Raw genomic sequence first — 23,681 nt, forward strand, 5'->3', positions numbered from 1 at the left:
GTCATGTCGCAAGCCAATGCGCCTATGGTGAGTGATGGGAATGAAAAGGAACTGTACCCAGCCTGCCGCGATCCGTCCCGCGCCGGTGGCGGAAAAGACACCTCCCGGCGAGATCGAGCGGTCCTGGCAGCGCTGTGCGGGGTTCTATCATCTTGATCCCGCGCAGGCATGGACGGCCACCGTCCTGTCCGGCGCCGAATTCCGGCATGTCAGCGGACGTTCCGCCGCGCTGGTCCGGATCGCCCTGCCCGAGATGCGCCACCTGTTCACCCTGCTGCGGGGGCTGGACCTCATGGTGCTGCTGGCGGATGCCGATGCCATGATCCTGGCGCGCTGCGTTGATGAAACCCAGCTCTCCGCAAGCCGGCGCCTATATCTGCGCAGGGGGGCGATCTGGAACGAGCGGGTGGCGGGCACGAATGGCATCGGCACGTCAGTGGAAGCCGGCCGCCCCATTGTTCTGGGGCCGGGTGAACACTGGCGGTTCTGCCTTGCGCGGCTGACCAGCTTTGCCGTGCCGCTCTTTGATGCGCGGGGACGCATGGCCGGCGCCCTCAACCTTGCGGCCCTTGCGGGCACTGCCACGCGCCCTGTTGCCGCGCTGCTGCTGGACGTGCTGCTGCAGGCGGGGCGACGGATCGAGGAACTGCTTTTCCGGGCCTGTTACCCCGACCACAGGATTCTGAGCCTGGGCGTGGCACAGGGGTGCTCGACCCCCCTGATCGCACTGGATGCAAGGGGGGACATGGCGGGTGCCACCCGTGCCGCACGCATGCTGATCGGCTGGACGGAAGACACGGGCGGCCCCCCGTCCCCGCATGATGGCGTCGTGGTGGAGGAGCCGGACCTCAGCTTCCGGCAGGCGGAAGCCAACGTGATCCGCGCGGGTCTGGCCCGCTGCCACGGCAATGCCACGGCCACGGCCCGCAACCTGGGAATCAGCCGCGCGACCCTGTACCGCAAGATGCGATATGGCGGAATACGATAGGGACGGATGCCAGCGACAGCAGGCATCCCGCATGGGGCAAAAGCCCTGTCACCAGCAGAAAGACCGGCATGGGGAACAGGCGGCGGACGGGCCGGAACGCCTGTCCCCCACGGGATGCGGACAGGCCGCGACCGGGCCGCGCAGGCTCAGACGCCCACCATCACGTCGGAAGCCTTGATGATGGCGGTAGCGGCTTCACCAACCCTGAGGCCAAGGTCATCGACCGCCTCATTGGTGATGGAGGCCGTAATGACCTTGCCGCCGATATCGATGCTGACATGGGATGTTGTCGCACCCTTTACGATTTTGGTGATCCGGCCCGAAAGCTGGTTACGTGCGCTGACCTTCATTGCATCCTCGCTACTGTCATCGTGAAGGGTGTTATAACCCTGCGCTCCCGGCACAGGCAAGCCGGTGCCCCGCGCCGGACGCATCCGCGTTTTCCATCCTTCATCATGGACACAAAGGGAAAACGCCGCGTGCCCTGCAGGGCACGCGGCGGCATGAAACCTGTCGTGCAATGCCAGCCCCTGGCCGCCCGGAACGGAAGATGCCGGACCAGAGGTGGCACGAGGACTCAGTCCAGCCGGACGGAGGGCCGCACGAAAACATCCAGCCAGTCCACCAGACACGACATCAGGCCACGGAACGTGCCGTAAAGCTCGAACTGGTGCTGGCGGTAGAGCATGAGGTGAACCATGCGTGCGCTGATGCCACGCAGCCAGCCGCCACCGAACACACGCCCGCCGGGGAAGGTACCCCAGCCGTTATAGTCACCCAGTGCCACCACCGCGCCCTTGTTATGGAAGGCAAACGGCGGCAGCGCCCGGCCATTGATCCATGCGGGAATATGGCGGGCCAGATGATGGGCCTGCTGGCGGGCGGCCTGCGCCGTGGGGGCGACCGGCTTTTCGGCGATGAAGGCGCAGTCACCGACGGCAAAGATGTTGTCGTCTTCCACCAGCTGCAGCGTGGGACGCACTTCAAGCTGGCCGGAACGGGAGAGTTTCAGGTCACCGAATTTGCGCGTGACATCGGGTGCCTTGACCCCTGCCGCCCAGACGCGCAGCGTGGCGGGAATACGGGTCCCGTCCTTGAGCATGAAGCCCTTTTCATCCGCGCCGCTGACCATGGCCGATGTCTGGACGGTCACGCCAATCGCCTCAAGCTCCTTCTGCGCGGCGGCGGAAACCGCTTCAGGGAAGGCAGGCAGGATGCGGGGACCGGCTTCAAGCAGGGTGATCTTCAGCTTGGGCGGCTTCTTGCCAAAGCTGTAGAGGGAGGCCAGGTCAAGCGCCTTGTGCAGTTCGGCCGCAAGCTGGGTGCCGGTGGCGCCGCCGCCCACGATGGCGATGTCCAGTTCCTCATTATTGCCAAATGCCTTGAGCAGTTCCATGCGGAAACGCTCGTTAAAGCCGTTGGCCTCGACAAGGTTGTCAATGAACAGGCAGTGCTCGGCCACGCCGGGGGTGCCGAAATCATTCGCGCGGCTGCCGATGGACAGGATCAGCGCATCATATTCCAGCTTGCGTTCGTCCAGTATGACCTCTCCCGTCGGCTCGACAACCGGGGCAAGCGTGATGGTCTTGGCGGTGCGGTCCATGCCCGCGATCTCACCGGGCCAGAACTCGAAATGATGGCGGCTGGCCTGTGACAGGAAGCTTATGCGGTCATTTTCGTTGGCGGCCGTGCCTGCGGCAAAGCAGTGCAGCATGGGTTTCCACACATGGGCGAAACTCTTGTCGACCAGTGTCACCTGCGCACGGCCCGACTTGCCGATGGAATCACCCAGCCGGGTAGCCAGCGCCAGTCCGGCCACGCCTCCGCCCACGATCACGACCCGAAACTTTTGTGCCATCCTACATTCCTCCAACCCTGCCGCACAGCACCCCGGCCCCGGGGGAAAACCTGCTGCATGCATGATAAATCAAAAAAATCCGTCTACTCCTACCCTGTCGGCATGGGTACGACGCCGGACGGCCGAACCGGTAAACCCGGCCCGGCCGTCCTGCCTGTCGCTCAGGGTGTGGCGGCTCTCACCGCCCTGGCATCAGAAGAAGCCGCGCTTCTTCTCGCTGTAGCTGACCAGCATGTTCTTGGTCTGCTGGTAGCATTCGAGCACCATCTTGTGGGTCTCGCGCCCGATGCCGGACTTCTTGTAGCCACCAAATGCCGCATGCGCCGGATAAACATGGTAGCAGTTGATCCACACGCGGCCCGCCTCGAGCCCGCGCCCCATGCGGTAGCAGGTGTTGGCATCGCGGCTCCACACACCCGAGCCAAGGCCGAAGGGCGTGTCGTTGGCGATGGCCAGCGCTTCTTCTTCCGTCTTGAAGGTGGTCACGGCCAGGACCGGGCCAAAGATCTCTTCCTGAAAGATGCGCATCTTGTTGTTGCCCTTGAACACGGTCGGCTGCACGTAGCACCCGTTGTTCAGGTCGCCACCAAGGTCGGGACGGCCGCCACCGGTCAGCAGCTGGGCGCCTTCGCCCTTGCCGATATCGATGTAGGACAGGATCTTTTCCTGATGGCCGTGGGAGTTCTGGGCACCCATCATGGTGTTCGGGTCCAGCGGGTTGCCCTGGCGGATCGCCTTGATGCGGGGCAGCGCGCGTTCCATGAACTTCTCATAGATCGACTCATGGACCAGCGCACGGCTGGGGCAGGAGCAGATCTGGCCCTGGTTGAGCGCGAACATGGTGAAGCCTTCGATCGCCTTGTCCAGGTAATCGTCGTCCTTGTCCATGATATCGGCAAAGAAGATGTTCGGCGACTTGCCGCCCAGTTCCAGCGTTGCCGGGATCAGGTGCTCGGCGGCTGCATGCGCGATCATCTTGCCGGTGGGGGTGGAACCGGTGAAGGCGATCTTGGCAATGCGGTCGCTGTTGGACAGGGCGGCGCCCACGTCGCGGCCCAGGCCGTTGACGATGTTCAGCGTGCCGGGCGGGAACAGGTCACCGATCAGTTCCATCAGCACCAGCATGGAAGCGGGCGTGCTTTCGGCGGGCTTCATGACCACGCAGTTACCGGCAACCAGGGCGGGCGCCAGCTTCCACGAACCCATCAGCAGCGGGAAGTTCCACGGAATGATCTGGGCCACGACACCCAGCGGTTCATGGAAGTGGTAGGCGATGGTGGTGGCGTCGATCTCGCTCAGCGTGCCTTCCTGCGCACGGATGCAGCCGGCGAAATAACGGAAATGGTCGATGGCAAGCGGGATGTCGGCGGTCAGGGTCTCGCGGATGGGCTTGCCGTTGTCCCATGTCTCGGCACGGGCGAGAAGATCAAGGTTCTTCTCCATGATGTCGGCGGCCTTGAGCAGGATCAGCGCGCGGTCGGCCGGTGCCATGTGGCCCCATGCGGCCTTGGCCTTGTGCGCGGCATCGAGTGCCAGTTCCACGTCAGCCGCGGTGGAAGCAGGCACTTCACACAGCACACGGCCATCCACGGGGGATGTGTTGGTCAGGTAATGTCCCTCGACCGGGGCCACCCATTTGCCACCGATATAGTTGCCATAGCGGGACTTGAACGGCGGTGCAGCCGTCAGACTGTCTACTGACATGAGAATATTCCTTCAGTACAATTCCTCAGAAACCATAAAATACAGAGAGAACATTATTGTTCATTCCGGATTTTTTCATGAATCCTGAAGTTAAAAACAAAACGAAGGCATGGATGTAATCCACAATACAGTATGGCATGGTGAAAACGACTGTCCGTTACGGAATTGCAGGTCATGACCGTGCAGATCCGGCAGACATTCCTTCCCTCCAGACCGAACAGTGTCGGGACACGCCCCGGTGCGATATCGGGGAACCATCTGTATTCATCGATATATAGACCGGACTGGTACGGCAAGCGCGAAACATGTAACGTAATCGTGAGGTGTGCATCTGGTGCCATAAGGAACACAGTGTAAGTTATTACATATCAATATGTTACATATTATTGAAACAGGATATTTTTTGTCGCTTATGAATTCCACCCGGTGTGTCCTGCCCGGCGCATCGCGTTGGGAACCCGAGTCAGGGTGCACATGCCCGCTGCGCAATCGCGTATGCTCCGTCCATGAACGGCAGTCTGCTGATATGAATTTTTTATTTCATGACCTGTCTTCTGCGTACACATGCGCAATACAGGCTGCTCCGGTCGGGACTAATCCGTAAACACCATGTGTCAGGTATTGCTGCATGTCGGCATCGGGCGGGTCGCATTGCTGCGTGCTGATGAACCGCGCCTGCGCCCTGCGTGTCAGCACCATCAGGGGCATCCTGTTCGGTCCGGGGCAACACGACCGGCATGGCCACGCACAGCAACGGTGGCAGGGGGCGGCTGGCACGGCGCTGGCTGATCCGGGGCCATGTCTTACCAGAGCGGTCTGGCCGTTCGCACGCCCCTGCCGGTCGTCGATGACGGACAGCGTTGCGACAGGCCCGCGCAGCGGCACCGGAGCGGACTCCTTGCCAACCTGCAGCAGCGTGCCATGGCGCAGCGTGTCCACATCCGCATCATGCCTGCGCCGCCGGGAATGGGGGGTCAGGAAATGAAGAAGCGGCTCAGCCCCAGCTCACGCAGCCCCCGGCGGTAGGCGATGGAACTGCGGTCAGCCGGCACATGGGCTTCCAGCCGGGGGTCAAGGGGCAGGCATTCGGGCTTCTGGGCTTCAACAATGGCCTTGTCTTCCTCAAACACCCGCCGGTTGAAGTCATACACGTCCTGTACGGGCAGATCGGTATCGAAATTGCGGCAGATGGGCGCAAACAGCCGCGTCTCCCGCGCGGAAACGGGGGATGCCGCATTCATGATCACCAGTCGCCCGTCATCAGGGAAATGGACGGTCAGGGTCGCGGTAAAGGGCAGATGGGTGCGGAAATGGCGCAGCCATTCAAAACCGGGGCGCCCATGGTCCACCCGGCCAATCGGGTAGTTACCGACGGTGCTGCGGTATTCGACCTCAAACCCCCTGTCCGTCCGAACGGGCCTGTAGCCGGGTACGACGGGATTGTCAGGGTCGGCGAAGGTTGCGGTATGCACGAAGGCAAAATGGGCAACATCGAGAAACCCCTCCATCTGCCGCCCCGCAAAACCATGGATGTCGATGGAGGGGCAGACAATCTGCTGGAAACCCGCATCCTGCCAGTGCGGCATGAGCGGAATATCGGCATTGGCCATGATCGCAGTGGCATCGTCCGGCCACTGGCCATCGGGGCGCAGGCAGGTCCAGATCAGGCCGTAGCGCCTGATGGCGGGATAGGTCCGCAGGTGCATCTTGGACGGAATGGCATGATCGGGATGGGCGGGAATACGCACGCAGCGTCCCGCCGCCCCGAAACGGAAACCATGATAGGCGCAGGCGATGCTGCCGCCATCGCCCGAGCCCAGGCTGAGCGGCACGCCACGATGCGGGCACAGGTCGTGGGCTATGACAATGTCTTCCCCGGCGCGATACACCACCAGGGGTTCATCAAGCAGCATGGCCGCAACGGGCCTGTCGCCAACATCACGCTCCAGCGCCACGGGGTACCAGAAACGCGCCAGAATGGCCCAGTCATCGGGTTCGAACGTGCAGTTGCGGGGAAGCGTGTCGGGAGCGTGCATGGAGGGAGACATGGGGGCCATCCTGGAAAAGCAGCGGATGACTGATCTTTTCCGATGTCCGTATGCGCGTATATATCATAATATCGTCTTGATTGTTCGCAAAAAGAGAGCGGTTGTGCCGTGCCGGTTTTTTCCCGTTTCATGCGTTATTTCATGGTGGTGGCCCGCTTCGGCTCCATCCGCCGGGCATCGGAGGAACTGCGTATCGCCGCGTCCGCCATAGACCGGCAGATATTGCAGGGCGAGGCGGCGCTGGGTGTTCCCCTGTTCGAACGCCTGCCCACCGGCCTGCGCCTGACGCCCGCGGGGGAGTGCCTGCTGGCGGAAGGGCAGGACTGGCAGCGCGGCATGCAGCGCGTGCAGCAGCAGATTGCCGACCTGCGGGGTCTGCGGCGGGGGCATGTGACAATCGGCCTGATCGCGGCCCTTGCCAGCGGGCCGGTGCCCCGTCTGGTCCACACGCTGCGCCAGAACCACCCGGGCATTACCCTCCGCGCCAATATTCTTGATAACCAGGATGTCGCGGCCGCCGTAACCCAGGGCGAGGTCGATCATGGCCTGATGCTTGACCCGCCCCTTATGCGGGACCTGATGGTGGTGAGCAGTTCCAGTGTTTCCCTGGGGTTTGTCACCCTGCCCGCTCACCCCATTGCCGCATTGCGCACCGCACGGATCAGCCAGTGCGCGGAATACGCGCTGGTCATGCCCGAACCCCCGCTGGCCCTGCGCCATGAACTGGACGGGCTTCTGGCGGCCGGGGACATGCCGGTCAAGGTCGCGGCATCGGCGGATAACGTCCAGATGATCAAGTCCCTTGTCACCGAAGGGGTGGGGGTTGGCATCCTGAGCAGCCTGGATGTGATGGAGGAGGTCCGGGTGGGCACGCTGTGCTTTACCCCCATTGCCGACAGGCGCCTGTCACCGCTGACACTGGCGCTGGTGACCAACCGCACGCGCCCGTCCTCGTTCGCGGGCCGCCTGGTCATGGGGGAGATGGCACGGCACCTGTTCGAAACCGCATGAATACGGCCCCCGGGGCGAGCTGATACGTTTTCTTACCTGCACGGCACGGCCCGGCCCGTTGGTACGCCGCGCTGGGCCTGATATCATGCGCATCCGTCGCCGGTCTGCAGGAAAGATGCCGCATGCTCCGTAAAGTCCATCGCTGGATAGGGCTTGTCCTCATGCTCCCCCTCATGCTGCAGGGCCTGACCGGGGCATTGCTCATCCTTATCCCGCTGCTGCTGCCCGGCCCACCTGCCACGGGCGAGGCCGGCCCCCATGCCGGGGCCGAGGCCATGATCGCCGCGTCCCGCGCCAGCGCGCCACAGGGCATGATCCCGCTACGTTTCGACCCGCCCGCCACGGGGCGGAGCGCCATCGTGACCTATGGGCCACCGGGCGAACGGCATCCCACGTTCGAGGTCTTTGTCAATCCGGTGCATCCGGCCGTCATGGGCACCTACATCATTCCCGCCGGCATCCGCTTCCTGCATAACCTGCATGCCGACCTGCTCCTGCTGCCCTATGGCCAGAACGCAACCGGCATCATGGGGGTGCTGGTCACGGCCATGGCGCTGACGGGGCTGGTGCTGTGGTGGCCGCCCGCCGCCCTGTGGCAGTCGGGCAAGTGGCGCCGGACCATCATGGTATCCCCCCGCGCCCGCGGTCGCCGGCTGTGGCGTGAAATGCATGTCAGCCTCGGTTTCTGGCTGTCGGGCATGCTGCTGTTCATGGCGGTCAGCGGTTCCATCCTGGCATTTCCCTTCATGCGCCCGCTGTTCGGTGCCGGCCGCCCCGCCACGCCCCATGTGCATGCAACCCCCGGCATACCGGGGGAGGCCGGCGTGGACGCGGCCCTTGAGGCCCTGAAAACCCGCATGCCGGAGGCCCGGCTGCTTTCGGTGCAGCTGGGACAGGGGCCGGCCCAGCAATCGCTTGAAGTCGTGCTGCCCGCCTATGGCGCCAACCGCCCCGCTTCCCTGCATTATGATGCCCAGGCCGACAGCCTGGACCTGACCCGCGACCCCGGCCAGCAGCGCGGGGGCGAGCGCAGCTTCCAGTGGCTGCACATGATGCATGAAGCCAGGCTGGTGGCCCCGCATCCCGTGGCCATCATATGGAAAACCGCCGTGCTGCTGTGCGGGACGGGCGTTATTTTCTTCTCGCTGTCCGGTGGGGCCATGTGGGTGCTGCGCCGACGGGATGCCGCACGGCGCCAGACACACATCACGCAGGCATAGGGCGCGGCCCCATCCCCGCCATTCAGGGCCGGGAGGCCCGCATGGCGACCGTCACAGCCGCGCGCAGTCGCGCAGCCGGGGCAGGTCGATGGCCAGATGATGCATGTCGTGGCGATGGATGATCTTCCTGCGTTCCAGCACACCCAGGGCACGACTGACGCTTTCGGTCGCAACACCCATGTAATCCGCTATGTCGGGGCGGCTCATGGGCAGTTTCAGGATCTGCGTGGCGGGGTCGAAGCACTGGCCATTGCCGCAGCATTCCAGCAAAAAGGCCACCACCTTCGTCACCACGTCATATTTCGCCATGAGAATGATGCGGTGCTGCTGCAGGCTGATTTCGGCTGTCGCCTGCAGCAGGAACCTGTTCTGCATGTGTGGCCGGGACAGGAGCAGTTCCTGCAGCCTCTCTGCCTGGAAACGCTGGATACGCCCCTTGTCCAGCGCATCGGCATTGTTCAGGTAGCGCCCGCCGGCCGCCATGCCGAACACGTCCCCTCCCCAGCGGAACGCCAGGACCTGCCGCTTGCCGTCCAGCAGGTCATGGGATATCCGCACGACCCCGCTTTCCACCATATAGATATGCGTTGCGGCATCACCCTGCCGGAACAGCTTGGTGCCGGGCCTGACATCCATGGCTTCACCAATCGCCATGAGCGCTGTCTGATCGGATGGTGTCACGGCCCCGCGTCCCTGTTCTTCCGGCTGGCCTGGAGCATCATCGCAAAGGCAGACCATGTGGTATCGAAAAACTGCTTTTTGTCCGCCGCCGTTTCAAACGGCTGCCGGCCCACCAGCGCCAGGCGGAACGCCCATCCCGAAATCAGGCCGGTCAGGCCATGGGCAAGCTGGTCCAGCCATCTGGCCTCCGCAGGGGTGTCGCCCGCGTGCAGCGCCCGGGCCAGAAGGTTTGTGATATGATCGTGGAAAGTCCTGCCAATCTCATCCGCCAGACTGTCCAGCAGGGCGGGAATGCGCCGCCCGTCGGCAATCATGACCCGGTATGTTTCCACCGTTTCGGGAATGAGGGAAAATTCCAGGAAACGCCACATGAGCTGCCGCAGCGCCAGAAGCGGATCGGCGGGGGAGAGCGATGCCTCCTGCATGGCATCGAACAGATGCCTGCACCGTTCGCGCACGACCGCCCTGAACAGGTCCTCCTTCGAATGGTGGCGACGGTAGATGGTCGCCTTGCTGCAGCCCACCATGCGCGCGATCCGCTCCATGGACGTGGCGGCGTAGCCGTCGGCAAGAAAGGCCCGGGTTGCACTGTCCAGAACGGTGCGATCCAGTGCTTCCGTCCCCTCCACGGAAGGGCGGCCGCCGGATTTGTGAACGGATAGGGCCATTACGTCTCCAGCGCTTCCGGATCCAGCCATTCCATTGCCTGGAAAACCACCATCATACGCCATACGGCGGCCATGGATGTCACGGCTGCACCGCGTTGGCCGCCAGGTGGAAATACAGCCGCGACACCTGCCCCGACAGCTGGGCGCCATGGCTCCGGCCTGAAAACCGGATATCAACCCCCCGCGCGTTCTCCATGTCGATGCCGGTCGCGCCGTGCCCCAGTGTGGCCGTGCCCCCCACCGTCCAGTACGTGCCATTGAAGTCCCTGATGCGCGCCAGGTTACGCACGCAGCCCTGACCCGACACCCTGGCCCCGCCCAGCGACAGCATGCCCCCGCCGCGCACGCTGAAAGGATAGACATGCGCCCCGTCATGCAGCACGCCCCGGCCCCACATGTACCCCACCATCAGCCCGACCTGCCGGGCCGACAGTTCGATACGGACATCCTGCGCCCCACATCCGGCCTGTGCGCGGGCCGTATGCGAAAGTGTGGTGACAGCCAGCAGCACGGACCCCGTCCCCGCCAGAAGGCGGCACGAAAGGCGCAGGCGGCCATGCGCCGCCGCTACCGTCATCCCCCGGACCATACGACGCGCCCTGCCCGCGCCATCGCGGTGCCCCCAACCGGTCATGCTGCCCCTGTTCATACGATCCTGTCCTGTCGGCATGGGGCGTGCATCTGGCATGCCGCGCCATTGATAAAACGGTACGGTATCGTTTTACAAATCAGCCAGCCCTCTGTCAACGCATGCAGGCGGCCCCATAAGGTGCCGCGCCATGGATGGATCTTCCGCCGGTTTCATGACGGGACCGGCCCGCTGTAGCGCACCGGACCGGGCAGTCCCGCCCGGCCGGCATGCCGTGAAACGGATCAGTCGATCGGACCGCGCACTTCCGTCATGCCACGGCTCCTGAGCACGCCCAGCGCCACCAGATAGACCGCAAGCCCACCGGCCGACAGCATGGCCCCGCCCACCCCCAGCGAACCATAGCCAAACCGGTTGGCCAGCAGAAAACTGCCCATCGACGCCCCAAGGGCATTGGCAACGTTGAAGGCGGAATGGTTGAGCGAGGCCGCCAGTGTCTGGGCATCCCCTGCGAAATCCATGAGCCGTGTCTGCAATGCCGGGCCAAGTGCGTTCACGAAGGCCGGCACCAGCAATACATCAAGCATCAGGCCCGCTTCATTATGCAGGACCATGGGAAAGACCAGCATGACGGCCGCGCTGCCCGCCAGCGCGACCAGGGCGGCCAGGTCCAGATTGCGGTCAGTCAGCCATGCCCCCGCATTCGCCCCGATCAGCATGCCCGCCCCGCACACGACCATGTAGATCATGATCCGCCATTCCGGCACATGCGTGACATTCTGCAGCACGCTGGTCAGATAGGTATAGATGGCGAACATGCCACCAAAGCCGATGGCCGCTGTCAGCAATGTCAGCAGAAGCTGGGTATTGGCCAGCGCCCGGACCTCACGCAGGGGAGAATTGGCCCGGTTGGGCGTATCGGCGGGAATGTAGCGCCATATGCCCGCAAAGGTCACGAAACCCAGGGCCGCGATGATCAGGTAGGCGACCCGCCAGCCAAAATGGTCGGCGGCGAAGGTGGAAAACGGCGCCCCCAGCAGAGTGGAAATGGCAATGCCCGACAGGATACGCCCCACGGCCCAGCCCCGTCGCGCCCGCTCCACCATGGAGGCACCCACCAGCGCCGATATCCCCATCAGCGCGCCATGCGGCAGGCCGGTGATGAAGCGGGCGATTTCCACCAGTCCCGGCGTGGGCATGACCACGCTGAGGATATTGGACAGCCCGAACATCAGGAACAGGATCAGCAGCAGTTCCCGCCGCGACAGCCTGGCACCCAGAATGGTGATGAGCGGCGCGCCCACCACAACACCCAGCGCATAGGCGGTAATGGCATGCCCGGCATCGGAGGGTGACAGGCCAAGCGATACCGCGAATTCGGGCAGCATGCCCATGATGCCGAACTCACCCGTTCCGACCACGAACGTGCCGAACGTCAGGATGAAAAAGGCGGCTTTCGTGCCATGGGGCGCCGCAACCGGCAGGGCGCCCCCGGGGGGGGACATGGTCTGTGTCATCTTGATAAAGTCCGGCAGAAGGTAAGAATGGTTCAGGCCACGAGCGTTGCCGCGGCAATACGGGCAATATCGATATCATCCTGCGTGCTGGCCCCGGATACGCCAATCCCGCCCAGCATGCCGCCATCGGCCGCCCGCAGCACAACGCCACCACCAAAGCTGGTCAGGCCGCCATTGGTGTGTTCCAGCATATAGGCCTCGCCTGCGGGGTGACCTATTCTGGCAAAATCGGCGCTATCCATCTGGAACAGCACGGCGGTGCGGGCTTTCCTGTTTGCCACGTCGATCACCCCCAGGGGGGCGCCATCCATGCGGATGAACGCCATGGGCCATGCCTGCGCATCGAGAATGGAAATACAGACGCGTACCCCCCGCCTGCGGGCTTCATCATGGGCGGCGTCAAGCATTGTGGTTGCCTGGGAAAGTTTCATGACGTGGTTCCGGGTCTTCAGTGTCAAAAAATGCAAACTAGCCACGCATGGGACCGGGCGTAACACGCCAATGAGCGGAATCCCCATTTATTCAACATTGTTGAATGGTTGCCTGTTCCACATGCCGCATCATCATCCACGCCAGCCGGACCAGCCGGTAGCGGGGCAGGTGCGCCGCAGGCCCCGTAAGGGCGATGCCCGCACGGACTTCACCGTTCTCCCGCCATGGCACTGCCACCCCGTGCTCGCCGGGGCGGTAGGCTTCAAGGTCAAGGGCATATCCCTTCACCCTGACCGCCTCGATCTCGTCAAGCACCGTGGCGTCAAGCGCCCGGGCGCGCGTGGCGCACACCCTTCTGCCCAGGCCGGGCATGAAGGCCAGGAACACAAGCCCCACCGCCGCCCCCTCCAGCGTTTCGCGCCGCCGCAGGCGGGAGGCCCGTACCACCGGGTCCTGTGGCCCCACAATATCCAGATAGACCGCTTCATCCCCGCTGGGCACGCCCAGATACACGGTTGCCCCGCTTTCATGGGCAATGGCTTCAAGCGCGGGGCGCATGCGGGTCCGCAGCCCGTCATCATCACCCGCGATACGCGACAGGTTGAGGATACGCCCCCCCAGATGATAGCGCACATCCCCCGCCCGGCGCTGCACGTAGCCCAGATGGTCCAGCGTCTGGAGGATATTGTGGACCGTGGTCTTGCCAATGCCGGAAATGGCGGCGATCTGCTGCAGGCGCGCGCTGCCGCCTTCCTGCGCGATGATTTCCAGAATGGCGACGGAGCGCTCTATGGACTGGATCAGCTTCGGCGTCTTTCCCACGGGCCACTCCTTCTGCGCCGGGCGGACGGCATGCATCACGGGTTCAGCATCGCTGAATGACCCGTTCCACGGCAAAGCCATGCCGGCGGCGGCACGGACACTGTCCCATGCCTGTCCGCCACCATGCAACCACCCCACCCGGGCCGCCATGGACGGACATGACAACACTGTGGCCAGACTGGCCATCCGCCCCCGGCCTGTGCCATATAGCCCGCATATGCCATTTCATCAGGGAAACACAACGCGACCGGCATGGCACGCCTCTTTCCTCTCCGGTTATGCCGCCTGTCCGGCCCTGGCACCACCCGGATATCCCGCCATATCCCGATCATTGTCCCGTAACCGTCTTCCTGCCGCCGCTGGGCCACCGGGGGCGCTGCATATCATGGCGCAAGGCTGAACGAAACTGGCGCGCCCCTTCCCGGCCGCCACATCTTTCTGGAGTTTAGGATGCGCATCCTTGTTACCGGCACGGCCGGGTTCATCGGTTTTCACGTCGCCCGGCGACTGCTGCGGGAGGGCCATGCGGTTACGGGTGTGGATGGCATGACCCCCTATTATGACGTAACGCTGAAACAGGCGCGCCATGCCATGCTGCGGGCATTCGGGCAGTTCACCTGCCACGAATTCATGCTCGAAGACATGCAGGCCATGGAGCGGACCTTCGCGCAGTGCCGGCCGGAACTGGTCATCCATCTGGCCGCGCAGGCGGGTGTGCGGCACAGTATCGAAAGCCCCGGCGGCTATATCAGCGCCAATATCGTGGGCACCTACAATGTGATGGAACAGGTCAGGCAGCACAGGCCCCGGCACTTCATGCTGGCCTCGACCTCCTCCGTCTACGGCGCGAACACGGATGTGCCCTTTGTGGAATCCCAGCGCTGCGACCATCCGCTCAGCCTTTACGCCGCCACCAAGAAGGCGACCGAGGAACTGGCGCATTCCTATTCCCATATCTGGCAGGTTCCGGTCACCGCCTTCCGCTTCTTTACGGTCTATGGCCCGTGGGGGCGACCGGACATGGCGCTGTTCAGGTTTACCGCCAATACCCTGGCGGGCAAACCGATCGATGTTTACAACAACGGCAGGATGGAGCGCGACTTCACCTATATTGATGACCTGGTGGAAGCGATCTGCCTGCTATGTGAAAAGCCACCACGCGGGCCGGGAGAACCCGACCCCGGTGCCAGCCCCGTTGCCCCCTACAGGGTGATCAATATCGGCAACAGCCAGCCGGTCAGTCTCATGGCGTTCATCGAAGCCATTGAAAAGGCACTGGGCAGGCCCTGCATCCGCAATTACATGCCCATGCAGCCCGGCGATGTCATCCGCACCTGGGCCGACTGTACCGCCCTGCGGGACCTGACCGGTTTCTGCCCGGCAACATCGGTGCAGGACGGGGTTGACGCCTTTGTGGCGTGGTACAGGGCGTATTACGGGCCGGCGGCCTGACCCCTGATCACGGCCTTCCTCCCCCCCGCCGGGCCCCTGATGATGGCGCAGGGGCCGCGGCTGGCCGTAATCGGAAATGGCATGGCCATACCATGCGTGAAGAGTGCGCCGTTCCATGTCTGCCCGCCTATCAGGGCAGGGGCATCCGTCATGCCCGTGGGGTCTGCCCCCCGCGCCAGGCGGGGCGGGGGGCCAGCATGGTCAGGCCGTCAGGCGTGGCCTGTCTTCGGACGGGGCATGACCTGTATCGACATAGGGACCACCCGCGACGATTTCGAGACAGAGCAGCCCCATAAGCGTGGGATGGCGCGGCCCCAGCACCAGTTCGGCCCGGCCATTAGTCCAGCGGCAGCGTCCATCGCGCGGTGCGTGCCAGCCATTGCACCACCCGTCGGGCGCCGCATCATCCAGATGGGACGAAAGGGAATAGGCGACACTGCCCTCGAACAGCCTGATCTGCCCGATCAGCACCCCAAGCTGGCGGCGATCATCCAGATAAGGCCCGATCGCATCACAGGGGCGACTGGTACGCGACATGATGCGCACGGCCTGCACGCCGGGCGGGATCATGAAAATGGCAAACCCCCTGTTCTCGCGCATCTGCCGGATGACCGCGCCGTCATCCGCAACCAGATGCAGGCCCGCATCGTGATGGAGCACGGGCGATGCGACACGGATGTCATGAAAGGTTTCCCGTGCCCTTGCTTCCAGCTGGCGGTACAGGGGTTCCACCACATCCGGCGCCACGATGAGCGGAGCCGCCGCATCCACCGCCCATGAACGGACCGGCCCCCTGCCAATGCTGACGACAGGCCCCCTGTGGTGGAAGATGTGCCGGTTCCCCGTATCGAGATAACTTTCGGTCAGCACGCCATCGGCCATGATGATCGAATGCCGCTCCGTCTCGATATGGTGGTAATCATAGGCGGTAATGGCATGATCATAGAAAATCGAGCGGCCATTCACCAGCATGCGGACCGGCACGAACCCGCCACCAAGGAACAGCGAATGTTCCGGCGTGACCAGCATGTCCCTGCAGGGCACGCCATCGGCAATGGCATCCTTCAGGATACGGACGGGGTAGCCGGCCTCGTCATCCGGCAGGCCATGGCGTACCACGGTACGGGCCGTACCCGTCCAGATGACCCTGCGGGTCTGTGCCTGCCCCCCGACATAAGCCACAACGTCATCACCGATCGTGACATCCTGCACCGGTACATCCCCGCCCGGGGTCTGGATCATGGTGCCGGACAGGAAACAGACACCAATATCCGTATTGCCATCCACATAGGTGATCTGGAGCGGATTGGCCGTCGTATCACCCGTCGTGCTGTAGGTGCCGTTGGCCAGGCTTATGCCGGTAGCCAGTGAAACCTGGTAGGCCGCGACTTCCGTACCGTCGCTGCCGTAAAGTGTGATGGTTTTCGTGCTGTCGCCACTGATCGTGTAGCCGGCGATGGGGGCCGTGGTGTTCTGGAGCTGGATGGTATCCTGTGACGGATCATAACCGCTGAACGTCACCCCGCCCACCCCGTTGGAGGCGATCAGGTTGAGGACCGAATTATCGGCATTGAGTACAAGCGTGCCGCCCCCGGTCTGGAAATTGACGGTGGAACCGGTGAGAATACTGATAAGGTTATCACCGCCATCATAGGTCCCGCCGTACCCTATGTTGATGGTCGAACCGGCCAGCAGCCCGGCCACCAGATCACCCGAGAAGGTTGCCGTGCCGCCATAGATATTGATGGTATTGCCAGAAAGCGCGTTGACCAGGATGTTGATGTCGGTATCACCGCCAATATAGTATGTATTGGCGCTGATGGCATTTGCCACAACAGTGATGCCACCCGTGCTGCCCGGCATGGAAACATAGGTACCACCCAGAACGCCGACCAGCGTGGTAACGGAATCCGACCCCGTCACCACATCCCCTGTCGGCAGTACTTTCAGGCCCAGCACGTCCAGGCCGGTACTGATATCCGTCAGGTGCGCAACGGTCGCACCACTCGCATCCGTTATCGTGACGTCATAGGATGTGGTTGTTATCCCCACACCAAGCGTCGTTCCGGTTTCGGTATAGGTCAGGCCAGATGCCGTGGTGCCCGTGGTTGTGGTCATTGTTATGTCCATACCATTCCATGTGATGGCATGTGTTTTCATACAGAAAACAAAAAAAACGGTTAATTTTGGATACGGGAACACGGGAAAACCGCCCCACAGGTCTCGCCGCCGCCAGGGCGGTGCGGGGCCGCGCCACGTCAGAACGCCAGGCAGGTCTTGCCAAAATGCCGGTTGCCTTCCTGATACCGGAAGGCCGCCACAATCTCCTCTAGCGGGAAAACACGATCAATGACGGGGCGGATGGTGCTGCTGTCAAACGCACGCACCATGGCCTGCTGGTCCGCCCGGCTGCCCACCAGCACGCCCTGCAGGCGGAACTGCTTGAGCAGCATGGGCACGATGGCAAGCTGGCCCGCAACACCGCTGAGGATACCGATGACGGAAATATGCCCCGCAACCCGGATCGCGGCCATCGACTGTTCCAGCGTCGCGGCGCCGCCGACCTCGATGATATGGTCAACCCCCTTCCCGCCCGTCAGGTCCCATGCCGTCTGGCCCCATTGCGTGTCCTGCCGGTAATTGATCACATGGTCCGCCCCCAGTTCACGCAGGCGCTCCAGTTTCGCATCGCTGGATGATGTTGCGATAACCCTGGCGCCGGCCATTTTCGCGAACTGTAGCGCAAAGATCGAAACACCCCCGGTCCCCTGCACCAGAACCGTATCGCCCGGCCTGACCCGGTCATCGACAAACAGCGCGCGCCAGGCGGTCAGGGCGGCGGTTGTCAGCGTGGCAGCCTCGACATCCGTCCAGCCACGCGGCGCATGGGTAAACGATGTGGCGGCGGCCGTGACCTCTTCACGGGCATAGCCGTCCACGCCATCGCCCGGGACCGTGGCAAACCCGATCACCTCCGGCCTGCCGGAAAGCCATGTGGGGAAAAACGTGCTGACAACCCGATCCCCCGGCACGAATTCCGTTACACCGGCACCGGCTTCCAGCACCTCTCCCGCGCCATCGGCCATGGGAATGCGCGGGACTGCAGGCCCCCACATGCCACTGACAACCGCATAGTCATGGTAATTGAGCGATGAGGCATGCAGCCTTACCCTGATTTCACCCTGTCCGGGCGGGCGGGCGGCCTGCTGCGAGAGGGCAACATTCCCGAAGCCACCAGGTGGCTGCACCACGACTGTCCTGGGCATGGCAGGCATCTCCTTGGTTTTGTGGAATAGGGAATAGCATGGCAGGGAGATTGCACTCAATACAGGTGAAATCCATTTCATCAATTATTGTAAATACTTATTTATAAAAATAAAAATGTTCGTTATTCCACATATTATCTTTCAATACTGAAATAATAAGGAAATTTTGGCGAATGTTTTTTCAGAAGGCTTCAGGAAACACCACCTTCATGCAATAAAGACGATACCCTGGAACTTCTGCCGTTTTTTAGAGACTGTTTGAAAAGTTAGGCCGGAAGACATTCAGCAATCATAAAGAAGTTTTTGGTGAAGCTTTTTTCAAAAAGCTTCGAAGAACGCCGCCTTTTTGAAAAAAGGCAGCATCCAAAAACTTTTATTATTTTTTATCAATGACTTGTTTTCAAACAGTCTCTTAGGCATACGGCTTCCCTGCCGGGATGACGCAGGGATTGACTTCACCCGCACAGTATCCCCATAATACGGGCGGCAATGGACTCTGCCTGATTTCAGTGATGAAATCGAACCGCCCGCCGGGCTGATGATTCCTACCCCGCCATATCATGCGTGAGGGAGGAGTGTGTCCGTGACCCCATATCCTGCAGTTTCCATCATCCCGCCAGCACCCGATAACAGGACAGGCCGTGTTCCGCCCTGCGCACATTGCCCCCTGCCCTGCCGGCAGGCGCAGTGACATGCGTATTCTCGTCATTCTTGATTGCGTGGAAACCGCGCTCCCGGCACTGGAAACCGCAGGTGGACTGGCCTGCCGATTGGGATGCCACGATATCCGCGTGCTCCAGCCCCAGCCCGCCACCGACCCGGATTACCAGAGTCCCGATGAAGGAATGCCTGGCAATGAAGCGCGCCTGCACTTTGCCCGCACCATTGCCGACCGGGCAACGCAGTTGCACCGGATCTGCACGGACTGGGCCGCCGCAACCGGCCACACGACCGACACGCACTGGGTTGAACAGGCTGGTGACATCCGCGCGACTGTCGCCCATGAAGCCAGCGGAAGCAACCTTGTCGTGATGGGCCGTCCGCATGCGGGCGATGCGGCCGCCATCAGCCCGTCCCTTGCCGGGGCGCTGTACGATGCGCGGGCCGCCGTTGTCATGGCGCCCCTGCGGGCCTATGCCACCATCGGGCTGAACCCTGTCGTGGCATGGCATGCATCGCCCGGCCTGGAGCGCGCGGTTGCAAGCGCATGGCCCCTGCTGGAACAGGCCCGCAAGGTAACGGTCATCATTGGCGAGTCCCGGCTGGACACCCAGCCCGACCCGGCACTGGTGGCCACCCTGCGCCACAAGGGCGTAACGGTGGCGGTGGAGCGATTCATCAGTACCGATACGGATGTGGGTGCCCGGATCCGGGCACTGGCCGCACAGGGGGACCTGCTGGTCATGGGCGCGTATGGGCGGCCGCATTTCCTTGAATGGCTGTTCGGGGGGCCGACGCTGGATATCCTGACCCACGCCCCCCTGCCGCTGCTGACCCATCACTGAAGCCGCCATCCCCCATCAAGATAAAGAGAGATGCTTTCCATGTCCGCGAATGTGCTGCCCACGCTCCTTATCGGTCTTGCCGGTGCCGGGGGCACGCTCCTGCGTTACTGGCTGGGACTGGCCACCGCGCGCTGGAGCCAGGCCCTGCCGTGGGGCACCATCATGATCAATGTCACCGGCTCCTTCGCAATCGCCTTCTTCGGTACCCTTACGGCAGCCAGCGGGCGGCTGCCCGTATCGGAAACCGGGCGGCTTGTCTTCATGGTCGGGCTGTGTGGCGGCTATACCACGTTCTCGTCCTTCAGCCTGCAGACACTCGACCTGCTCAGGAACGGCACGCCCGCGCGTGCGCTGCTTAATATCGGCCTGTCGGTCACACTCTGCATGGCCAGTGTAACCGCAGGCTACATGGCGGCTCAGGCCATCAACACCGGCCATCCAGGCCGGCACTGAACACCGGCCCGCCCCCACGCGGCCACAGCGGGCACGCCGAGCCGCCGGGTCTGGCCGCCCTAACGGGCAAAGCCTATGGTTGCCTTCTGCACGGGACGGGTAAAGGCGATCCGGCCGCTTCTGGGTTTCCACAGCGTGGCACGGATCTGGTATTCGATGATTGCCCTCAGGTTACGGATGTTGGGATTTGCCATGTAAGCCTGCCTGATCTCGTCCATGTCAGGTACAAAATCGTAATTCCCCAGATTGTAGCATGCCTTCACATCATTGATGACATGGGGCACGATCCGCTCCAGATCGTTCACGCCAGGTGGCTGTATTGTCACCATCCGCACGCGCGTCATCATCGGTTCGGGCATGGTGTCAACGCTGTTGGCGGTCAGGATATAGGACAGATAGCCCAGGTTGATGGTTTCCTGCAGGCAGTTGTCCTTGTGCACACGGGCGGTCTGCTGTTCCAGCAATGGCAGGAGTGCCGCATACGGGTCGCCGCCACGGTGGTCGGTCATCATCTTCTCCACTTCGTCGAGAAGGATCACGTTGTTGACGACCTTGGTCTTCCTGAATGTTTCGGCATAGAAGCCCGGTCGTGATTCGGAATAGCCCTGTTCCGAACCCTGAAGGGCCATGCCGCCGCTCATTCCCCCACAGGAGAGCATGTCAAAACCCGCATTGCACAGGCTGGCAACCCGCATGGCAAAGCGCGTCTTGCCGATACCGGGGGGGCCATCAAGCAGCAGCGGCGGGAAATAGACCGGCCCCTGCCCAAGCCGGGCCATGCTGACGAACGAGCATATGTAGTCCAGCGCCTCCACGAAATTGGGGAACTCCGCGCTCAGTGTATCGAAGATGAACTCCGCGCTGTTGGTGACGGGCTGGATCGGCAGGGGATCGAGCAGAAAGGCGTAGCGCAGCAGCAGCCGTTCGTTTTCATGGAATCCGGCATCGCTTTCCAGCGGGGCGCAGACAGGCAGGGGCTGAAAGGTGGAACTGCCCCCGCCCGCTTCCTCCGCTGCCGTGCGGGCATCAGGATTGTACCAGAAATCATCCAGCGGCGTGGGCAGCGGCGCCTTTTCCGCAGCCGGGGCGGGAGGATTCGTGCTGTCGGGGGCCTGGCCGGTTCCTGCCGCGGGACGCTCCCTGAAACAGAAGTCATCCACATCGAAAAACGGAACCATATCCGCTTTCAGGGGGAGGGTGCTGGTAATATCGGGGGTATGGCTTGCATCCGCCATGGGCGACTCCGCAAAGTGAATGAATAGGGATTAAGGCCCCTACACAACCTTTGATAGCGCTTCACCATCGGGCATACAGCTTTCCGAAGAAAGACAAGTCCATTCAAGGACCAGTCTTCCTTATACAGACCCTGACCTCAAAATAAAATTAAATCGTGTTCATGTTTGCCCCGCGCATGCCACGCGCCATGCCCCCTGCCTGAAACCATGGTGCCATGATGCGCAAGACGGTAGACTTGCCCGGAACCATGACAGGCAGGAGCAGACCATCATTCGCGCCGTTACCTCCACTGATGTCGCACGGATGGCAGGGGTATCCCAGTCGGCGGTATCGCGGGCCTTTTCCCCCACGGCCAGCATTTCGGCCCGGACACGGCAGAAGGTGCTGGCCGCCGCGGCCAGTCTTGGCTACCGCCCCAACCGTATCCCGGCCATCATGCTTTCAGGCCGGTCATACATGGTGGGCGTGGTGATCGGCGGGCTGCAGAATCCGTTTTACGCCACCGCGCTGGAGCAGCTCGCAACGGCGCTGCGTGAAAACGGGCTTCAGGTCATGCTCATGCATGTGGAAGACGCCGTAACCCTTGATAGCGCGCTGGACCAGCTGGTCAGCTACCGGATCGACGCGGTTGTCACATCGCTTGCAATCGGATCGGACACCGTTGTCCGGGCACTGTCGCAACTGGGGATTCCGGTCGTCTGCTTCAATTCATCACGGGTGGGACCATGGATTTCAACCGTGAATTCCAACAACCACGGGGCCGGCCTGACAGCAGCCCGCCTGCTGGCCCACAACGGGATACGATATCCGGTCTGGCTGGCCGGCCCCGTCCGCAACGCGGCCTCGCGCGCACGGGGCGAAGGCTTCCGGCAGGGATTGCACGACGCGGGCAGCCCCCCTGCCGCGCTGAGCGTGCTGCAGGGTGATGATACCTATGACAGCGGATACGACGCCATTGCCCGCCTGAAAAAACGCGGCGTCCGGCCGGATGGAATCTTTGCCAGCAATGACATGATGGCCTGTGGCGCGATTGACGCGCTGCGCGAATGCATGGGCCTGCACTGCCCCCGTGACGTGATCATCCTTGGCTATGACAATATTCCGCAGGCGGCATGGCGCAGCTATGACCTGACATCCTTCAGCCAGCACACCGAACATATGGTTGCCCGCACCATGGAACTGCTGGACGAAGCCCTGGCAACACAGGACACGCCGCTTTCGCGCACATACGTCGTTGACGCCCAGTTGATCGAACGCGGCAGCACGGGCTGCGCGCCCTGAACGATTAGGGCTTGCACCCTGATGTGAAAAGCGTGTTGTTTTGCATAGCTATGCAATCTTTCATCTGTCAGGACCGCCGTATGAGCAACCAGAATTTCCGCAGCATCCTTACCGGTTCATTTTCCACACCCTGCGCGGACAACCCGACCGTCGCCATGATCGAGGCCGCCTACCACCATGCCGGGATCGATGCGCGCTACATCAACTGCGATGTCAGCGCCGCGCATCTGGCCGCCGCCGTAAAGGGCGCCGTGGCCATGGAATGGGTGGGCTTCAACTGCTCCCTGCCCCACAAGGTCGCGGTCATCGACCATCTGGACGAACTGGCGCAGGCCGCGCGGATCATTGGCGCGGTGAACTGTGTCACCATCCGGGATGGCAGGCTGATCGGCAACAATACGGATGGCAAGGGATTCCTGGCTTCGCTGCGCGATGTGACCGACCCGGCAGGCAAAAAGGTTTTCCTGCTGGGGGCCGGTGGCGCCGCGCGGGCCATTGCGGTGGAACTGGGCCTGGCGGGTACCGCGCACATAACGGTTGCCAACCGTGACCCGGAAAAAGCCGAGACCATTGCCGCCCTGGTGCGGGACAATACCGGAAGTGCCGCCACGGGCTGCCCATGGGTGGGCAAGGCCCGCATTCCCGAAGGGACGGATATCGTCATCAACGCCACATCGGTGGGTCTGGGTGACGGGCAGGCCATGCCGGAGGTTGATCTGGATACGCTGGCGCACGGGCAGATCGTGGCGGATGTCATCCCCAATCCCCCCCGGACCCGTTTCCTGCGTGAAGCCCGCGCGCGTGGCTGCACGCCGCTTGATGGCCTGGGCATGCTGGTCAATCAGGGTGTGATCGGCGTGGAATTATGGCTTGGAAAAACGCTTGATGCAGGCGTGATGCAACAGACCCTGCGCGACATATTCGGCGCATCCGACACGGACTGACCCGCA

At 62.7% G+C, this 23,681-nt stretch carries 22 protein-coding genes and 1 riboswitch; of the genes, 9 read left to right on the top strand and 13 right to left on the bottom strand.

Annotation, left to right across the window (positions count from 1 at the left end; genetic code table 11):
- The first annotated feature begins 40 nt into the window (after positions 1-40).
- A complete protein-coding gene (locus tag GWK63_RS11755) occupies positions 41-988 on the top strand; it encodes a helix-turn-helix domain-containing protein (protein ID WP_007399486.1) in 948 nt (315 codons plus the stop codon).
- 146 nt (positions 989-1,134) lie between these two features.
- On the opposite strand, the gene GWK63_RS11760 is transcribed toward GWK63_RS11755, so the two are convergent.
- From GWK63_RS11760 to GWK63_RS11770, 3 genes are all read right to left on the bottom strand, one after another.
- Positions 1,135-1,338, bottom strand: a complete 204-nt coding sequence (locus tag GWK63_RS11760) for a TOBE domain-containing protein (RefSeq protein WP_034927643.1) — start codon at positions 1,336-1,338, stop codon at positions 1,135-1,137.
- Between the two features lie 227 nt (positions 1,339-1,565).
- The gene (locus GWK63_RS11765) at positions 1,566-2,846 is read right to left on the bottom strand and encodes an NAD(P)/FAD-dependent oxidoreductase (protein ID WP_007399483.1); all 1,281 of its coding nucleotides are present in this window, start codon (positions 2,844-2,846) and stop codon (positions 1,566-1,568) included.
- 192 nt (positions 2,847-3,038) lie between these two features.
- Positions 3,039-4,550, bottom strand: coding sequence for an aldehyde dehydrogenase family protein (locus GWK63_RS11770; protein WP_007399482.1), 1,512 nt, complete (start codon positions 4,548-4,550; stop codon positions 3,039-3,041).
- A gap of 628 nt (positions 4,551-5,178) precedes the next feature.
- On the opposite strand from GWK63_RS11770, the gene GWK63_RS17270 reads away from it, so the two are divergent.
- Entirely contained in the window at positions 5,179-5,535 is a 357-nt protein-coding gene (locus GWK63_RS17270; RefSeq protein WP_237701106.1) for a hypothetical protein, read from the top strand.
- Here GWK63_RS17270 and GWK63_RS11780 read toward each other — a convergent pair.
- Entirely contained in the window at positions 5,525-6,607 is a 1,083-nt protein-coding gene (locus GWK63_RS11780; protein ID WP_051671988.1) for an aromatic ring-hydroxylating oxygenase subunit alpha, read from the bottom strand. The two genes, GWK63_RS17270 and GWK63_RS11780, sit on opposite strands and share 11 nt — an antisense overlap.
- A gap of 99 nt (positions 6,608-6,706) precedes the next feature.
- On the opposite strand from GWK63_RS11780, the gene GWK63_RS11785 reads away from it, so the two are divergent.
- Together GWK63_RS11785 and GWK63_RS11790 are read left to right on the top strand one after the other, a co-directional pair.
- The gene (locus tag GWK63_RS11785) at positions 6,707-7,609 is read left to right on the top strand and encodes a LysR family transcriptional regulator (protein WP_034927620.1); all 903 of its coding nucleotides are present in this window, start codon (positions 6,707-6,709) and stop codon (positions 7,607-7,609) included.
- A 122-nt stretch (positions 7,610-7,731) separates the two neighbouring features.
- Positions 7,732-8,829 carry a PepSY-associated TM helix domain-containing protein gene (locus GWK63_RS11790; RefSeq protein ID WP_034927622.1) on the top strand — a complete coding sequence of 366 codons (1,098 nt, stop codon included), beginning with the start codon at positions 7,732-7,734 and terminating at the stop codon, positions 8,827-8,829.
- A gap of 51 nt (positions 8,830-8,880) precedes the next feature.
- Here GWK63_RS11790 and GWK63_RS11795 read toward each other — a convergent pair whose 3' ends face one another.
- The 6 genes from GWK63_RS11795 to GWK63_RS11820 form a co-directional block, all read right to left on the bottom strand.
- A complete protein-coding gene (locus tag GWK63_RS11795; protein WP_223846524.1) occupies positions 8,881-9,510 on the bottom strand; it encodes a Crp/Fnr family transcriptional regulator in 630 nt (209 codons plus the stop codon).
- Positions 9,507-10,178 (bottom strand): TetR/AcrR family transcriptional regulator, encoded by a 672-nt coding sequence (locus GWK63_RS11800; protein ID WP_034927624.1) that lies wholly within the window; start codon positions 10,176-10,178, stop codon positions 9,507-9,509. The genes GWK63_RS11795 and GWK63_RS11800 overlap by 4 nt, the downstream gene beginning before the upstream one ends.
- 79 nt (positions 10,179-10,257) lie before the next feature.
- Positions 10,258-10,812 carry a hypothetical protein gene (locus GWK63_RS11805; RefSeq protein WP_050800763.1) on the bottom strand — a complete coding sequence of 185 codons (555 nt, stop codon included), beginning with the start codon at positions 10,810-10,812 and terminating at the stop codon, positions 10,258-10,260.
- Positions 10,813-11,051: 239 nt separating this feature from the next.
- The gene (locus GWK63_RS11810; RefSeq protein WP_051671990.1) at positions 11,052-12,284 is read right to left on the bottom strand and encodes an MFS transporter; all 1,233 of its coding nucleotides are present in this window, start codon (positions 12,282-12,284) and stop codon (positions 11,052-11,054) included.
- 32 nt (positions 12,285-12,316) lie between these two features.
- Positions 12,317-12,715, bottom strand: coding sequence for a GlcG/HbpS family heme-binding protein (locus tag GWK63_RS11815; RefSeq protein ID WP_034927630.1), 399 nt, complete (start codon positions 12,713-12,715; stop codon positions 12,317-12,319).
- A 91-nt stretch (positions 12,716-12,806) separates the two neighbouring features.
- Positions 12,807-13,538, bottom strand: coding sequence for an IclR family transcriptional regulator (locus tag GWK63_RS11820; RefSeq protein WP_034927647.1), 732 nt, complete (start codon positions 13,536-13,538; stop codon positions 12,807-12,809).
- 450 nt (positions 13,539-13,988) lie between these two features.
- Between GWK63_RS11820 and GWK63_RS11825 the strand changes: the two genes are divergently transcribed.
- Positions 13,989-14,990: an NAD-dependent epimerase/dehydratase family protein gene (locus tag GWK63_RS11825; protein ID WP_034927633.1), complete on the top strand. Its 1,002-nt coding sequence runs from the start codon at positions 13,989-13,991 to the stop codon at positions 14,988-14,990.
- 201 nt (positions 14,991-15,191) lie between these two features.
- Here the strand turns inward: GWK63_RS11825 and GWK63_RS11830 are convergent, their stop codons facing one another.
- Both GWK63_RS11830 and GWK63_RS11835 read right to left on the bottom strand, forming a co-directional pair.
- Positions 15,192-17,108 carry a Hint domain-containing protein gene (locus GWK63_RS11830; protein WP_223846525.1) on the bottom strand — a complete coding sequence of 639 codons (1,917 nt, stop codon included), beginning with the start codon at positions 17,106-17,108 and terminating at the stop codon, positions 15,192-15,194.
- Positions 17,109-17,248: 140 nt separating this feature from the next.
- Positions 17,249-18,256, bottom strand: coding sequence for a zinc-dependent alcohol dehydrogenase family protein (locus GWK63_RS11835; RefSeq protein WP_039999551.1), 1,008 nt, complete (start codon positions 18,254-18,256; stop codon positions 17,249-17,251).
- A 476-nt stretch (positions 18,257-18,732) separates the two neighbouring features.
- Positions 18,733-18,811: riboswitch (Fluoride riboswitch) on the top strand.
- A 137-nt stretch (positions 18,812-18,948) separates the two neighbouring features.
- Here GWK63_RS11835 and GWK63_RS11840 point away from each other — a divergent pair.
- Both GWK63_RS11840 and GWK63_RS11845 read left to right on the top strand, forming a co-directional pair.
- Complete coding sequence (locus GWK63_RS11840) at positions 18,949-19,761, top strand: universal stress protein (protein ID WP_007399463.1); 813 nt, start codon at positions 18,949-18,951, stop codon at positions 19,759-19,761.
- A gap of 39 nt (positions 19,762-19,800) precedes the next feature.
- Positions 19,801-20,214, top strand: a complete 414-nt coding sequence (locus tag GWK63_RS11845) for a CrcB family protein (protein WP_007399462.1) — start codon at positions 19,801-19,803, stop codon at positions 20,212-20,214.
- Positions 20,215-20,273: 59 nt separating this feature from the next.
- On the opposite strand, the gene GWK63_RS11850 is transcribed toward GWK63_RS11845, so the two are convergent.
- Complete coding sequence (locus GWK63_RS11850) at positions 20,274-21,449, bottom strand: AAA family ATPase (RefSeq protein WP_007399461.1); 1,176 nt, start codon at positions 21,447-21,449, stop codon at positions 20,274-20,276.
- A 304-nt stretch (positions 21,450-21,753) separates the two neighbouring features.
- On the opposite strand from GWK63_RS11850, the gene GWK63_RS11855 reads away from it, so the two are divergent.
- Positions 21,754-22,731, top strand: a complete 978-nt coding sequence (locus tag GWK63_RS11855; protein WP_050800750.1) for a LacI family DNA-binding transcriptional regulator — start codon at positions 21,754-21,756, stop codon at positions 22,729-22,731.
- An 80-nt stretch (positions 22,732-22,811) separates the two neighbouring features.
- Positions 22,812-23,675 carry a shikimate dehydrogenase family protein gene (locus tag GWK63_RS11860; RefSeq protein WP_007399459.1) on the top strand — a complete coding sequence of 288 codons (864 nt, stop codon included), beginning with the start codon at positions 22,812-22,814 and terminating at the stop codon, positions 23,673-23,675.
- The last annotated feature ends 6 nt before the right edge of the window (positions 23,676-23,681 follow it).

Origin of the sequence: Komagataeibacter rhaeticus, assembly GCF_011611525.1 — a bacterium.
Taxonomy (GTDB): domain Bacteria; phylum Pseudomonadota; class Alphaproteobacteria; order Acetobacterales; family Acetobacteraceae; genus Komagataeibacter; species Komagataeibacter rhaeticus.

Bases quoted from the DNA above. Each gene is read 5' to 3' on its own strand.
- GWK63_RS11755 (WP_007399486.1), top strand. From the start codon at position 41: ATGAAAAGGAACTGTACCCAGCCTGCCGCGATCCGTCCCGCGCCGGTG.
- GWK63_RS11760 (WP_034927643.1), bottom strand. From the start codon at position 1,338: ATGAAGGTCAGCGCACGTAACCAGCTTTCGGGCCGGATCACCAAAATC.
- GWK63_RS11765 (WP_007399483.1), bottom strand. From the start codon at position 2,846: ATGGCACAAAAGTTTCGGGTCGTGATCGTGGGCGGAGGCGTGGCCGGA.
- GWK63_RS11770 (WP_007399482.1), bottom strand. From the start codon at position 4,550: ATGTCAGTAGACAGTCTGACGGCTGCACCGCCGTTCAAGTCCCGCTAT.
- GWK63_RS17270 (WP_237701106.1), top strand. From the start codon at position 5,179: ATGTCGGCATCGGGCGGGTCGCATTGCTGCGTGCTGATGAACCGCGCC.
- GWK63_RS11780 (WP_051671988.1), bottom strand. From the start codon at position 6,607: ATGGCCCCCATGTCTCCCTCCATGCACGCTCCCGACACGCTTCCCCGC.
- GWK63_RS11790 (WP_034927622.1), top strand. From the start codon at position 7,732: ATGCTCCGTAAAGTCCATCGCTGGATAGGGCTTGTCCTCATGCTCCCC.
- GWK63_RS11800 (WP_034927624.1), bottom strand. From the start codon at position 10,178: ATGGCCCTATCCGTTCACAAATCCGGCGGCCGCCCTTCCGTGGAGGGG.
- GWK63_RS11805 (WP_050800763.1), bottom strand. From the start codon at position 10,812: ATGACCGGTTGGGGGCACCGCGATGGCGCGGGCAGGGCGCGTCGTATG.
- GWK63_RS11810 (WP_051671990.1), bottom strand. From the start codon at position 12,284: ATGACACAGACCATGTCCCCCCCCGGGGGCGCCCTGCCGGTTGCGGCG.
- GWK63_RS11815 (WP_034927630.1), bottom strand. From the start codon at position 12,715: ATGAAACTTTCCCAGGCAACCACAATGCTTGACGCCGCCCATGATGAA.
- GWK63_RS11825 (WP_034927633.1), top strand. From the start codon at position 13,989: ATGCGCATCCTTGTTACCGGCACGGCCGGGTTCATCGGTTTTCACGTC.
- GWK63_RS11830 (WP_223846525.1), bottom strand. From the start codon at position 17,108: ATGACCACAACCACGGGCACCACGGCATCTGGCCTGACCTATACCGAA.
- GWK63_RS11835 (WP_039999551.1), bottom strand. From the start codon at position 18,256: ATGCCCAGGACAGTCGTGGTGCAGCCACCTGGTGGCTTCGGGAATGTT.
- GWK63_RS11840 (WP_007399463.1), top strand. From the start codon at position 18,949: ATGCGTATTCTCGTCATTCTTGATTGCGTGGAAACCGCGCTCCCGGCA.
- GWK63_RS11845 (WP_007399462.1), top strand. From the start codon at position 19,801: ATGTCCGCGAATGTGCTGCCCACGCTCCTTATCGGTCTTGCCGGTGCC.
- GWK63_RS11850 (WP_007399461.1), bottom strand. From the start codon at position 21,449: ATGGCGGATGCAAGCCATACCCCCGATATTACCAGCACCCTCCCCCTG.
- GWK63_RS11855 (WP_050800750.1), top strand. From the start codon at position 21,754: ATGGCAGGGGTATCCCAGTCGGCGGTATCGCGGGCCTTTTCCCCCACG.
- GWK63_RS11860 (WP_007399459.1), top strand. From the start codon at position 22,812: ATGAGCAACCAGAATTTCCGCAGCATCCTTACCGGTTCATTTTCCACA.